Origin of the sequence: Nonomuraea sp. NPDC052129 (assembly GCF_040680095.1) — a bacterium.
Classification (GTDB): Bacteria; Actinomycetota; Actinomycetes; order Streptosporangiales; family Streptosporangiaceae; genus Nonomuraea.
Map to the genome: position 1 here is coordinate 1 of NZ_JBFAVX010000057.1, position 13,097 is coordinate 13,097.

The following is a 13,097-nucleotide window of genomic DNA, read 5'->3' on the forward strand; positions in this document are numbered from 1 at the left end:
GACAGCCGGGCCAACGCGCTGACCACACCCAGGAAATCAACCGCCAGCCGAACCGCTCAGCCGACCAAACGAAGATCGTGAAAGATCGAGGCTAGCGACGGCCGCGTCAGCGCGACAGGCTCGGCAAGAACCGGCTTAACAGCCCCGATACGACACCATTACCTGGCACGGCCAGGCATGAGGTATCGAGTTCGCCTCAGATCGCGAAGTCCTGGATTAATAATGGCCCATGACGAACGTCGACACGCATGGACCGAAGGACTGTGTTGACGTTCACGTCCATATAGAAGCATGACCCATTTGGTAATGTCTCTAGGGGTAACCCGCCTTGCCTGCGGGCACTCTCTCATTGCTGCCGTTGCGGAGTCCTCGAATAATTGATCATTAGAGAAGGGATGTATGAGTGGAATGCATGAAACTAGAGATCCCATGAGTGGGCGCACGATTAAGGAGCACCTTGACCAATTTGTCGTTGGACAGGAGGATCCTAAACTCCAATTGAGTACACTGCTTTCGATGCACCTAGACTGGTTCCAGCAGCCATCGGGCATTCATAGATCACCCAATGCACTACTGATTGGAGCGACTGGTACCGGTAAGACCCACACGATTAGATCTGCTAGCGAGATTCTTCGCATACCATTTATTGTTACAGATGCAACATCTCTTGTCCCCTCCGGATTTGTTGGCGAGCAGATTGAGGATGTGCTAAAGAATCTCGTGGGTGCTGCCCAGGAAGTTCTCCGATCATCTGGCGAGGAGCCTAGCGATCACGCGGATATCGAATTGGCGAGACGCGGAGTTCTCTTTATCGATGAATTTGACAAGCTAGCCGCTCCCGTGGAGCGCTATAGCGAGGAAGGCGCCTCTAAGAGAGTTGTGCAACGTCGTCTCTTGAAACTCATAGAGGGCTCAGTCCTACGCGTAGGAGTTAAGTATCACACGAGCGATCCTGATCGATTCATCGATACATCCGGGATTCTGGTGATCGCCAGTGGAGCGTTTACGGGCATAGATGCTCCAGAAATACGAGGGAAGCGTCCCCCGGTCCTGCTTGACGCGCTTTTGAATCCGAACGAAGTGATAACTGCGGACCTAATTTCGTATGGCTTTATCCCTGAGCTTGTGGCGCGGATGCCAGTGCTTATTAGATATGCGGAACTCGCGGCCGGCGAGCTTCTGGAAATTCTATCCAGGGCGGACATCAGTCCGCTCACAGTTTGGCGCGAATATTTCAGAAAAAGGAATAAAACGATTAGTGTTACGGATGAGGCCATGGCCGTCGTGGCAGATCAAGCATCCAAATTGAAGATGGGGGCACGAGGTCTTCAACAGATCTTGTTTCCAAGGCTTGCTCGCATTGCATATGAATTTGAAGTATCGGCCGAGGATACATATGTACTTACTGTCGATGACTTCGAGCGACCGCGACCCAAAATCGAAGAAGTCGACGGGTCATAGGAATCTGGCGAATAGCGGTAATCACTTCAACTGCCCGCGGGAGAGATAAAATGGACACCGACTTTGAGCAATACGCGAATCACCCTTTCTTTCGCTACCTAGACAATATCAACGAATTTGCTATTACGGCAGCAGTGCCCCCAGTCGGAGCTCCGTTGTGGAATGACCCAAAATTCATATCTGTCGTAACAGAGAAGGCCTACGATTATTTGCGTGAGGTAATTAAGGGGTCGGACTTCTATTACGAATCTGAATTGTCTCTCTATCGCGATGCCTCAGGATTTGGAGTTAGATATGCCGATGACGAGTACGGATTCCGAGTTCTGTTTCGTGAGGGCCAGATTCTGATCCGCCGTGCAGGGTCCAACTTCAGAACTTTTCATGACTGGTTTACGCGATTCATGTCGGCCGGGCAAGGTATCGTCACTAAAGCGACAGGTATATTGAGCGAAAGCTGTGAGAGGCGTATCGACGTACTACAAGCTTCGTTTGACTTCGAGTTTATTGTATATGACATCACTCCAGAGGGAAGCAATGCTAGCGTTCGTAATCCGGAGATCATGAAGACCCTTATTAAGACCTGGCCTGGCACGACTGGAGTCGTTAGTGACGATCTCGATGTCTTGAATACCGTAGCTCGAGCTGATTTTGCGGTTCATCGCTGGGCTGATGTGCGTGACATGAAGTGTCTAGAGAGATATTCCATTTCGGCCCCTGCAAACAATCGGTGGAACAGTCTTTGGTTTGAGTTTCAGCTTCGTGGTGAAAGTTATACGGATCCCGAAAACGGCAAGCGGACCGCATTCAACCCTACGGCCTTTCTGAATGCTTACGATGATGCCTATATTACCTTCCTGCGCGGTAAGGCAATACTCGGCTTTATGAACTCATTGCTGGCCGGGCATCGCTTTAAGAGCACTCCATCTTCCCTCCCGTAATATTGCGGAATTATAATGGAGAGGGGATGCTCTGTGTTGGAGTGGATCACTGCGGTCAGCACAATCGCTCTGGTGATCATCACGGCTCGGTATGTAATTCTAACTGGACGGATTAGCATATCAAATGCTGAGGTTGCGCAGGCTGCGGTCCGTCAACGCCTAGATGCGGTTCAACCATTGGTACTGCCTGTCCAGTGCGAGTGGGCAGTTGCAGCCAATCTGCCGAAGGTAGTTAGACTTACTGTCACGAATGCTGGGAGCGGTCCGGCACTTATGCCAAGAGCTGACCTATCGTTTGGCGATCTAAAATACTCTGGGCCGATCGATCAACACGCAGGTCGCGGCATGGATGCATGGGCGATGAGTGTCGCCCTACCTGCTGGTGCGACCGCCAGTTATGACCTCTCTATCGAAAGCAAAACTGTCGATCAGTCCAACAGCGTTTTTCTGTCAAATGCGAGCGGTTGGATTGAAATATCGTATGAAGATATTTTTGGTCGCATATTTGTCGTGAAAGTAAACGCCCTTGCCAAATCGGGTATACTCGATTTTAGTGGCAATCTAAATGTTTCCGTCGGTAAGCCAAGACTAGAGGCTTCGCCCGATGCAGACATTCTCCAGCGTCGGGGCTCGGCATCGGGTGACGATGTCTGAGATGACACAGCGCTGACAGCAACATTCACTTAGGTCAGCGTATTCGAGCTGCCATCCACATGGTTCTGACCGCAACCGCTTCTGGCGGGTCAACGGAACATGGGCTGATAAAGGGGAAGGGGTGGCCTTCCGCGCACCTCGTGATCCGTGTCTGCGTAGTCGCAGTTGTATTGCAATGCAGCGCTGTATCGTGCTGTTCCTGGTCGACCAGCCGTACGCGTTAGGCGAGGTTCGGCCTAGCGGGACGGGCAAACCTCGAGCTACTAATGCGGTTTGGCTCACTCTATGACACCGCCGTACAGACATGCCAGGCTTCCGATCGCCTAGCTGTGGCTGAGTCACCGTAGGGCGTCAGAGCCGATCGATGAGCAGGTGCCTCGTTCCTCGAGGCCAGCTCAACAGACAACCTGATTGCTCTGGAAGGGCAATCGAATTTAATCATGTGATCGTAGATGGCGGCACGTTTGCCGCATATAGACCGGATTCCAAGATCCGGGATATGCGCGGGATGCTTTTGACGTACGGACCTAAGATGGGTGACCATCGGCAGGTCGTAGGCATGAGTGCCGCTGTAACATCGATCCCCTGTAAAACCGTCGGCTCTCGGAGCGTGTTTCGGGGGTTGCAGTTTGGGCAGCCACTCACGGCTCGTATCTAGAAGCGCGCCTCAATTGAGGCCTCTGCCATCGTGCGATGGCTCAATTAGGCTGACCAGCGCCACCGGTCGAGCTCGGTCCACCTTGCTTCGAGGGCGGCGGCGAGTTGGCCACCGAAGGCGACTGTTCCCCCGTGGGAGGCGAACGCGATCCAGGTAAGCGTGTCATCGCTCCACACGCCCTCAGCGCCGGTGTACTGGGGTGCGAACACCTCTACATCTACGAGGTAGTCCGCGCCGTACTCGCGTAGCTCTGTCACGCGGCCGCCGCTCATGTCGCGCAGTGCGGCGCGCACCTGGGCGAGTCCCTGTTCGTCCCACATCGATGCCTCCGACAGCACAAGAACGTCGGGTGGAGTTGGCCCGGCGAGCATGGGGTGCCACGACCTGCCCTCCAGCCCCCACCGCTGCTCCAACTGTTTCTGTCGTTCGAACGACTCGGCGGGCATCAACACGCGTCGGTACGGCAGCGGTTCCACCGGAAGGTCGGCCCGCCTTACCCAGTCTCGCAAGGTCGACTGAAACAGCTGGCGCTCCTCAGCCATCGCCTTTGCCTCGGTCTCGTTCGATGCCGGTTGTGTGAACGGCGACTGGGCCGTGTCGGCAGCCTCGGATAGGGCGTCGACGAGGTCGGAGAACTCGGGCAGCCGGTCTGGATCGAGCCGCTCCACGTGTTCCAGGATCGCTGCGATCACGTTGTAGCGGGGGAAGATGCGCCAGGCTTCGGGACGGTAGTTGTACCCGAATGCGGACCGTCCCTCGTTGGGCAGTGCGGCGTACTTGTCGGTCAGCTCGTCGTACCGCTCCATCAGGTACCATCGTGCCGCCGTGTGCAGCGTTACCGAGTCCATGCCACAAACTCCCCATGATTCAGCCGCCGGCGCACTCTGATGCCTGGCAACGGACGTTTCAGTCCAGCACCTGGCCCAGGTTCATGAAGAGGTTATCGGCGACGGATGACCTGTCTGTCGACCAGTCACCGGTGAGGCCCTGACGATCGCCGGCCTCGGTTCCCGTAGTCGAGGGCCGGGGCGATTGCTGCAGCGGCCCTTCTTCGTCGCCTCCCGATGGCCATGGGAGAGGTGACAGCAGCGCTGACAGCAACGTCCCCACACGCCGACGCATCCGCGCCACCGTCCACACGCACCTGACCATGGTCTTGATCACTGGAGCAGGGTGGTTGTTCCGCCTGAAAAGCGGAAGGTCAGGTCGCCACACTGCTCTAATTATTGGGCAGCAAGCAGGCGTTTCGGTGTTGATCATCCGCGATCTAGAATAACGGCCATTGTCGCTGCTAAGGCAGATCCCGTTGCGCCCAGGCAAGACAGAGTCGCCATTGTGTCCTTGGGTGTCGCCCAGAGGCCTCGATTCAACCGGCGCCACCGCTCCCGCCCCAGCCGGCGAGCAAGGTTCTGCCGCTTGTGCTCGCGGACCTGGTTGCAACCGAATAGGAGGCCCTGAGCGTTATTTCTGCATGCACCTTGGCGTCCTGCGGCCCCACAAGTCCGGGGCACTCTGAAAAGGAAATAAATGATCGCAAGCACGGACGCTGCAATCAAGAGAGGGGCGACTTTTCCTTTGTCGTCTACGATCCACCAAGCAGCAGCGATAGCCGCAAGCAAACCGTAGCCCCAGTATTTTTTTATAATGCTCTTTTTTCCTCGCGCCACATCAGTAACGTAATGACCACATGAGTCGTCGGCTAGGGGAGACTTCCTTCTCTTCGGAGCACGTGAATCTGTATTGACGGGGTGTGCCGTTTCGGATAGGGCGGAAGACAGTCGGTTGTCATCGCCGTATCGGCCGAGCGTACGGCTTGGCTGCCACGGGGGTTCTACTCCTGGGCCTGTCGGCTCTCCGGTACGGCCTTCTCGCCATCAGATACCTGGGCTGGTCACCCTACTGCGTTGCTGTACAGCAGCGGGTACAGCAACGCCGTCTTACTCGATCGCACATCACCAGTCTTCATCTGCCGCTTGACCAGGTCGAAGACGTCTACACGTCATGACTGGCTCCCGTTTGCAAGCAGGAAGTCAGGAGTTCGAATCTCCTAGGCTCCACCATTTCCTTCGTGTAGGTGGGCCGGGTGGCACCTACCCGTTGCCCATCTGGGTGGTTAACCGTGGAAGCCCGCCCCGAGCGGTCCTCGCTATCGCTCGGGCTGTTCTTCCTGGGGCGCCTTCGGCGCACAACGGTCTTCTCGATGGGGTGCTTCGCGCATGAGGGGCTCAGGCGCTTCTTCCAGTCGGGCCGCAGCCCCGACCCCTGGAGGACTTCGCTCCGCTCAGACGCCTTATTTTATTGACACGCAGGCTTCGCCTGCGCGTTCTACGTGGTCGTTCATATGGAGTGAACTGGAAGGTGCCTCCTGGCGCTGCGGTTCCAGTTCTAGGAAAGCCAAATTGGTAGGTCAAGTGACTAGATGACAGTGGTCTAAGGCTGACTGACAGACGCTGCCACTCGTCATCATTTGCCACAATCACGCGTCAATCTAGCCAGGTAACGCGAACGATCAGCGCAAGGCGCAGATGCTCCGCGACGATGAAGTTGAGGAACCCGCGGCCGCCGAACAGATCGAGCGTTCGAAGACCTCCCCCATGCAACGGGCCTCTACCGGCGCGGACCGCATCCCTCCCGAGAACTGCGAGTTGGTCAGCAAGCCGCTCAACCTCAAGGATGACTGTCGGCGGGAGCCCGGCAATGACATGCTCGGCGTCGGGGTTGTACTCCCAGGTCCAGGCGTCACTCACCGACGACCTCTCGGCGCGCGGATGCCGTGATCTCATTGATTTCGGCCAAGGCCGAGTCCAACTTGACTCTGTCGGTCGCGGTGGCGACCTCTGTCTCCAACGCGTGCAGGCGGGCCGCTCGGGCGGGATAGCGCTGAATCGCCACGAACTCACCCCATTGCTGCAAGAAGTTCTGCAGAGGTGCCACCGTGCTCTGTCGCGCCGCCTGCTCTGTCGCCTGGTCGAGGTGGTCGACAAACTGGCTGAGGTAGGCCGGAGCGATCTGGGCAACTGCTGCCCTGAGGGCGGCGGTGGTCAGTGGCGGCTGAGGGATCAGCGACTCGCTGTCTTGATGCGGGGTGGACATCGTTGACCTCCAAGCTGTTACACCTCCACGCTACCGATACAACTGAACCCTTATCCACCTTGGAACCGCAGGTAAAAGCCCTGTGTCGGGCGGCTGGCGTCCTCGTGTCGCTGGCGGCGGATTCCGGAGCGCGTAATCGTCAGGATAGACCTCTGCTGGATGTCGAGTCCGGTCTTCGGCTCAGGCGTCACCACCGTGCCGCCGGACGATCGGCGCCCGGAAGTCATGACTTGTCATCCGTTCGGTGGGCGCTCCGTCTGGGACCTGTAGCCCTGGCTCGCGCCCCATGCGGATGGGTCAATGGCAGATGGGATGATCAGGCGGGCGGGTGCACGCCTCGCATGGAAGCGACCAGGTAACAGACATGATCGTCGTGCCATTAGCGTGCCATTAAGGGCGGCCAACAGCCGTCAGTCACGGTCACTCGCGGAGCATAGACGGCCCAGGTCGAGGCCGTTTCGCCTGGAGATCAGGCCGATTTGCAAGCAGGAAGTCAGGAGTTCGAATCTCCTGGCTCCACCACCCACCCTCTATCCAATTCGGTGGCTGCCCGTTTGATGCCCGCCCCTGCTCAAAGGGCCTCCGCTTCGCTCCGGGCTGTTCTTCCTTGGGCACACCTTCGGCGCGCCAGGTCTTCGCTGTGGGCGCTTCACGCATGAGGGGCTCAGGCGCTGCTTCCAGTCGGGCCGGAGCCCCGGCCCCTGCAGGCCCTCGCTTCGCTCGGACGCCTTCCCTGAGCGCAGGCTTCGCCTGCGCACCCTTAACCGGCCAGGTCCCAGCAGGGACGAGAACATTGCACAGCAACTTCTACGTTCTGAGCAAGGTTCCTCGGAACCGGCAGTAGAGGGCCGCCGCGTTGTCGACGGTCTCGCCGCGTGGCCAGCGGATGCCGTTCAGGTCGGAACAGTCAGAGCTCAAGCATCATCAGGATTTCGTCGCGATCATCGCCGCGCGCGAGCCGCAGCGCGCCAGGCCAACGGCCGATCTCTTTCCAGCCCTGCCGCCTATAGAAGTCTTCGAGCCCCACTCCGCCACGGGCGGCGAGGTGGAGTTGTTCGAGTCCCATCTCTTCGCGGGCCAGATGGCGTACGTGGTGCATCAGTGCGGCTCCGATCCCCCTACCGCGGAAGTCGGTGAGGGTTTGGACGTGATGGACCGTACCCCAGTGGGCGATCAATGGGTTGGTGTCTCTGCGCACGTTCAGCCAGCCAGCGAGCATCCCGTCGACGAGAGCCAAGAGGAAGCGGCTGCGGTGCGAGTCCAGGCTGGCGATGAGCTGATCAGCCACTTCCGCCACCTGATCGAAGGTGACAGGGGGAAACGGGAAACCGGCCGCGCCCCCGGCATTTGTCACCGTGACCCAGCACTCGACCAGCTCCCGCCGCAGTTCGGGCGGCATCTCGTCCTGGCTGGTGACCTGGAGAAACTCTGTGACTCCCTCATGCGGCATGGCCACAGCCTGGCAGACGGCTCCGACAGGAGGGAGAAAGGATCAGCTCCGGCGGGAGACTCCGGCTTCGGGATCCTCGCCAAGCGCCGGCGAGGTCGTAGGTGGCTGATGTGGACCGGATCTTCCCGTCGCAGTCGTCCCAGGACAAGCCGCCGTTAGTCTGAAGCCGGACGCTCTGCGAGGTTACGAGCGAGGTCGAGTAGGTGGGGCAGGCGCAGGGTTCGGCCGCCGCTGCCGGGTAGCGGGACGTGTAAGGGCTCGGTCCAGGTGGTTGGAATTGCTGCTGGCCCGTATATGGCTCCGGCCAGGCCGCCGGTGACCGCGGCAACGGTGTCGGTGTCGCCGCCCAGATCGATCGCGGCCCGGATGGCATCCTCAAAGCTGCGGGTGGTGCGCAGCGCCCATACGGCTGAGCCGAGGCATGGCCAGACGGCGCCGTTGAACTCGGTGGCGTGGTCGGGATGCCAGCTGGGGGCGAGGACAGCGGCGTAGCGTTGACGATGGTCGGGGTGGGCAACAGCGAGGGTCTGGGAGAGCTGGTTCAAGGGGTCCGCACCGTCCAGGGCGACACGTATCAGGTCGTGAAAGATCGCGGTGCCTTCCCACGCCGCCGGGTCGCCGTGGGTGAGGGCGGCGATGTGCCGGGCGGCGTCCATGGTGGCCTGCTGTCCATCGCGGGCGAAGTACACCGCCGACGGGGTGGCCCGCATCAGCGCGCCGTTACCTGCGGCTCGGTGGCTGCTTCGGTAATGGGCGGCGGCGGCCTGGTCCCAGGGCAGTCCGCGGGTCAGTACGTCTTCGGTCTGTAGGCCGATGTCCTTGGGATCATCGGCCGCCCACCGCTGGAAGCGGGCGAAGATATCCGGCAGGTCCAGGCCGCCATGCTCCAACAGCGACTCAGCTACGTGAAAGGCCATCTGCGTATCGTCGGTGGCCTCGCCCGCGTCCCAGCCGCCGCCTCCACTCATCTCGCCGCCGGCACTTGGTACCGGGAAGCGGGAGGAGAACGCTCCCGCCGGGCCGAACTCGAATGGCGCACCCAGCGCATCGCCGACAGCCGAGCCGACGACCGCGCCGACGGCACGCTGCACAAGATTCACTCCAGCAGGCTACCGAGCTGATCGAAGGAGAGGGCGAACGTCGCAATCAGGACGGGTCAGATTGCTGGACAGAGCGCCGTGTACAGCAACATCACCTCACACGAAAGGCTTGGTGCCTACATAGAGTGACGGCCACTGGTCAGGCTGGTACCTGCCGCATCGCGAGCACTTTCCATTCATGCCCTGGCCCACTGCGGACGGGTCACTGGGACCACGGCAAGCAGATGATCAAGTCCTTTGAAATCCCTGGTATTGCAGGTGTACAGAGGAAGCCGGTTCGCGATCGCCACGCAGGCGATCATCAGGTCCGCAGTGCGGGGGCGTGGTTTGCGCCCTGAGGCGATGACCGCCGTCCACAACTGGCCGTACTCGCGGGCTGCGGTGTCGTCGAAGGGGAGTGGGTCGAATTCGGGCTTCGGTGGTCTGAAGGATCTTCATTCGCTGGGCGAGTTCCTGCGGTCCCGTCGCCGCCAGGACGCCGGCCGAGAGCTCCGCGGTGGTGATGGCACTGATCATCATCTCATCGGGGAGTTCGTCGGGATCGAGGCCAGCACGCAGGATGAGGATGTCGGTGTCGAGCAGCCCCAGGGCGTGGGTCATCCCCCGTCCTCTGCGGATTCCCGCCTGCCGTATGCGCGATCGTAAGGGTTGTAGAGATCGTCGTTGGCGTGGCGGTCCATGTCCTCGCGATATTTGGAGTCGTCCAGTCGTGGCATGCCACACGACACAGCGGCGAACTCGGCGCGTGACACGGCCCGGCGCCGGCGGCGGAGAGGGACCAGATCGCCGATGTGATGGCCATTACGGGTAACGGCGTATCGCTCCCCACGTTCCAGACCATCCATGATCTCCGCTGACCGATTGCGCAGGTCGCGTTGAGAGATCTCATGGGAGTGGTCAGGCTCAGAAGTACTCACATCCGAAGTCTGCGGCGTAGTGCCATCTGGTGCTACAAGGTGCCACGATCGAACAGCTTCCTCTTCCGCAACCCCTGAGTACAGGACATGGAGATACTCGCGGTCACGCCGCTCACGTCTGACTCGTCCGTAAGCTGAGGGTGTGTCCCCCGCTCTGGTCCTGCTCGACGGCGTCCGCTGGCAGGGTGTGCCCGTAATCGGCGATCGCGCGCAGACCCTGCTGTCCATGCTCGCCATGCACGGGCGTGCAGGGGTCAGTGACGAGCGCCTGGTCGAGGAGCTGTGGCCCGACGAGGTGCCGGCCAATCCGACGAAGGCGCTGCAGGTGGTCGTCTCGCGGACCAGGGCGGCGACCTGTGCTGATGTCGTGGTGCGGATGTCGCGTGGTTACCGGCTTGGGCTGGCCGCCGATCAGGTGGACGCGCTGCTGGTCGGCGTGCTGGTGAAGGAGGCGCGGGCCGCGCTGGGCGAGGACGACGTGGCGCTCGCGCGTCGCCGCGCCGAAGAGGCAATGGCTCTCGTGGCCGGCGGCTCGGATGGTGCCACGGGCGGGCTCGCTGAGCTGAAGGGCTCGGATGGTGCCACGGGCGCGCTGGCTGAGCCGATGGGCTCGGATGGTGCGACGGGCGCGCTCGCTGAGCTGAGGGGCATGGCGGCGAAGTGGGTGGCCGAGGCGCGGCGGGTGGCGGCGATCGCGCGGGGCCGGAGCGGCGCTCACGAGGCCGCGCTGCCGCTGCTGGAGGAGGCCGCGGCCGATTGGCCGCACGACGAGGAGTTGCTGCTCTGCCTGCTGCGGAGCGAGGCCGCCGTACGAGGTGCCGCCGCCGCTCTGGAGCGCTACGAGCGGTATCGCGCGGGCCTGGTGGCGCGGCTCGGCACCGGACCAGGGCCTGAGCTCGCCCGCGTGTACGCCGAACTCCTCATCGCGGATCGGCCGGTGCGTACCGGCATCCTTTTCGACGGCTCCTCGTTGCTCGGCCGCGACGGCGACATCCGTGCGGTGCACGCCCTGTTACAGACCAACCGGGTGGTCTCCATCATCGGCCCTGGTGGGCTGGGCAAGACGCGGCTGGCTCATGTCGTCGGCAGAGACGTCGCGCAGCCCGTCGCTCACTTCGTCGAGCTCGTCGGCGTGTCCTCGCCCGAGGGCGTGGTGGGCGAGGTGGGCTCGGCGCTCGGGGTTCGGGATTCGGTCAGCGGGCGTCGTGTCCTGACCGCTGAGCAGCGCTCAGACGTTCGCGCCCGGATCGCCCAACATCTCGATCAGGCTCCGGCGCTGCTGATCCTGGACAACTGCGAGCACGTGATCGAGGCCGTCGCCGACCTGGTGGCGTTCCTGACCGTGACGACCCGCGACCTGCGGGTGCTCATCACCTCGCGCGCCCCCTTGTCGATCCCCGCCGAACGCGTCTACCTGCTCGGCGAGCTGCCCACGGGCGACGCGGTGGAGTTGTTCCGCCAGCGCGCCACGGCCGCCCGACCGGGTGTGCGGATCGACGAGGGAGTGGTCGAGGAGGTCGTCGCCCGCCTCGACGGGTTGCCGCTCGCGATCGAGCTGGCCGCGGCCAAAGCGCGGGTGATGTCGGTGGAGGAGATCGCGCGGCGCCTGGCGGACCGGTTCGCCCTACTGCGTGGAGGGAACCGTACGGCCCCCGACCGGCACCAGACGCTGCTCGCGGTAATCGACTGGTCATGGAATCTGCTGGAGGAGCCAGAACGGCGGGCGTTGCGGTGGTTGTCGCTGTTCGGCGATGGTTTCACGCTGGCGACGGCCGAGCACGTACTCGGCCCGGACACCCTGCGCGCCGTGGACGCGCTGACCGAGCAGTCGATGCTGAGCGTCCACGAGACGACATACGGCCTCCGCTACCGGATGCTGGAGACCGTCAGGGAGTTCGGGCGGATGCGGCTGAAGGAGGCCGGCGAGGAGGCGCCCGCCCGGGCGGCGCAGCGGGCCTGGGCGACGGCGTACGCCCTCGAACACGCCTCCGCCCTGTTCAGCCCTGCGCAGTTCGCGGCGGCCGACGCGTTGCACGCTGAGGAGGGCAACCTCGCCGAACTGCTCCGGCAGGCTCTCGGCGAGCCCGATCCCGTCACGATGGTCCAGTTGCTGGCCGGCGTCGGCGGGCTGTGGTCGATCCGTGGTGACCACTCCAGGGTGTTCGTTCACCGGGACGCGATCGCCCAGGTGATCACCGGCTGGGTGCCGCCGCCGTACCTCGTCGAGGTGACCAGGGGCGCCATGCTGATCACACTCGCGAACATCATGATCGTCACCGACCGCAGTGGCGATCCACTGCGCGATCTCCTCCGTACGCTGCCCACCAGTGACACGACGGATCCCCGCCTGGCGGCGATGGCCACGGTGGTGCTCGCGTGCGACGTGCCTGATGGCGCCGACGTGCGCCGCCGGCTGGCGGAGTTGTGCCGGAGTGCCGACCGTGACGTGGCCTTGGCGGCGATGCAGACGAGCGTCCACGTCTTGGAGAACGCGGGAGACGTGACCGGGGCGATCGAGGCCGCTGAGCGAACCCTGACGATGTTCCGCGAGGACGAGGGGCCGTGGTTCGCCGCGATCATGCACGCCCTGCTGGCCCACCTGGTCATGCAGCTCGGCGATCGCCGGCGGGCGGTCGGACACGCGCGGATCGCCATCCCGGTGCTGAGCCGGCTCGGCACCACAGACGATGAGAGCCAGCTCCGCTCGCTGCTGCTGGTCTCCGCGCTCGCCGACGGCGACCTCGACACCGCGGCGGCCGAGCTCGCCGAGATCACCCGGATCAACGACAACGAGGCAGTGCTCGGCGGGGTGGCGATCGTCTCGTT

10 protein-coding genes and 1 pseudogene are annotated in these 13,097 nt (G+C 61.9%); 4 read left to right on the forward strand and 7 right to left on the reverse strand.

Annotated features, from left to right (window positions below):
- Window positions 1-516: 516 nt before the first annotated feature.
- From AB0L53_RS57130 to AB0L53_RS57140, 3 genes are all read left to right on the forward strand, one after another.
- Complete coding sequence (locus AB0L53_RS57130; RefSeq protein WP_364014837.1) at window positions 517-1,461, forward strand: AAA family ATPase; 945 nt, start codon at window positions 517-519, stop codon at window positions 1,459-1,461.
- 50 nt (window positions 1,462-1,511) lie between these two features.
- A complete protein-coding gene (locus tag AB0L53_RS57135) occupies window positions 1,512-2,399 on the forward strand; it encodes a hypothetical protein (protein WP_364014840.1) in 888 nt (295 codons plus the stop codon).
- Between the two features lie 72 nt (window positions 2,400-2,471).
- Entirely contained in the window at window positions 2,472-3,053 is a 582-nt protein-coding gene (locus AB0L53_RS57140) for a hypothetical protein (RefSeq protein WP_364014842.1), read from the forward strand.
- A 702-nt stretch (window positions 3,054-3,755) separates the two neighbouring features.
- Here AB0L53_RS57140 and AB0L53_RS57145 read toward each other — a convergent pair.
- From AB0L53_RS57145 to AB0L53_RS57175, 7 genes are all read right to left on the reverse strand, one after another.
- Window positions 3,756-4,559 carry a hypothetical protein gene (locus tag AB0L53_RS57145; protein WP_364014844.1) on the reverse strand — a complete coding sequence of 268 codons (804 nt, stop codon included), beginning with the start codon at window positions 4,557-4,559 and terminating at the stop codon, window positions 3,756-3,758.
- Window positions 4,560-4,617: 58 nt separating this feature from the next.
- Window positions 4,618-4,875 carry a hypothetical protein gene (locus AB0L53_RS57150; protein WP_364014847.1) on the reverse strand — a complete coding sequence of 86 codons (258 nt, stop codon included), beginning with the start codon at window positions 4,873-4,875 and terminating at the stop codon, window positions 4,618-4,620.
- Window positions 4,876-6,194: 1,319 nt separating this feature from the next.
- Window positions 6,195-6,458, reverse strand: a complete 264-nt coding sequence (locus AB0L53_RS57155; RefSeq protein ID WP_364014850.1) for a hypothetical protein — start codon at window positions 6,456-6,458, stop codon at window positions 6,195-6,197.
- Window positions 6,451-6,804 carry a DUF6247 family protein gene (locus AB0L53_RS57160; protein WP_358430554.1) on the reverse strand — a complete coding sequence of 118 codons (354 nt, stop codon included), beginning with the start codon at window positions 6,802-6,804 and terminating at the stop codon, window positions 6,451-6,453. Before AB0L53_RS57160 ends, AB0L53_RS57155 begins: the two co-directional genes overlap by 8 nt.
- A 907-nt stretch (window positions 6,805-7,711) precedes the next feature.
- The gene (locus tag AB0L53_RS57165; protein ID WP_364014853.1) at window positions 7,712-8,254 is read right to left on the reverse strand and encodes a GNAT family N-acetyltransferase; all 543 of its coding nucleotides are present in this window, start codon (window positions 8,252-8,254) and stop codon (window positions 7,712-7,714) included.
- 155 nt (window positions 8,255-8,409) lie between these two features.
- Window positions 8,410-9,345, reverse strand: coding sequence for an ADP-ribosylglycohydrolase family protein (locus AB0L53_RS57170; protein WP_364014856.1), 936 nt, complete (start codon window positions 9,343-9,345; stop codon window positions 8,410-8,412).
- Window positions 9,346-9,582: 237 nt separating this feature from the next.
- Entirely contained in the window at window positions 9,583-9,954 is a 372-nt protein-coding gene (locus AB0L53_RS57175) for a hypothetical protein (protein ID WP_364014859.1), read from the reverse strand.
- Between the two features lie 693 nt (window positions 9,955-10,647).
- Between AB0L53_RS57175 and AB0L53_RS57180 the strand changes: the two are divergent.
- Window positions 10,648-11,955 (forward strand): annotated as a pseudogene (locus AB0L53_RS57180) (BTAD domain-containing putative transcriptional regulator); the annotation flags it as partial.
- Window positions 11,956-13,097 lie beyond the last annotated feature (1,142 nt).

Coding starts and splice junctions, on each gene's coding strand:
- AB0L53_RS57175 (WP_364014859.1), bottom strand. CDS start 9,954: ATGACCCACGCCCTGGGGCTGCTCGACACCGACATCCTCATCCTGCGT.
- AB0L53_RS57160 (WP_358430554.1), bottom strand. CDS start 6,804: ATGTCCACCCCGCATCAAGACAGCGAGTCGCTGATCCCTCAGCCGCCA.
- AB0L53_RS57165 (WP_364014853.1), bottom strand. CDS start 8,254: ATGCCGCATGAGGGAGTCACAGAGTTTCTCCAGGTCACCAGCCAGGAC.
- AB0L53_RS57130 (WP_364014837.1), top strand. CDS start 517: ATGCACCTAGACTGGTTCCAGCAGCCATCGGGCATTCATAGATCACCC.
- AB0L53_RS57135 (WP_364014840.1), top strand. CDS start 1,512: ATGGACACCGACTTTGAGCAATACGCGAATCACCCTTTCTTTCGCTAC.
- AB0L53_RS57145 (WP_364014844.1), bottom strand. CDS start 4,559: ATGGACTCGGTAACGCTGCACACGGCGGCACGATGGTACCTGATGGAG.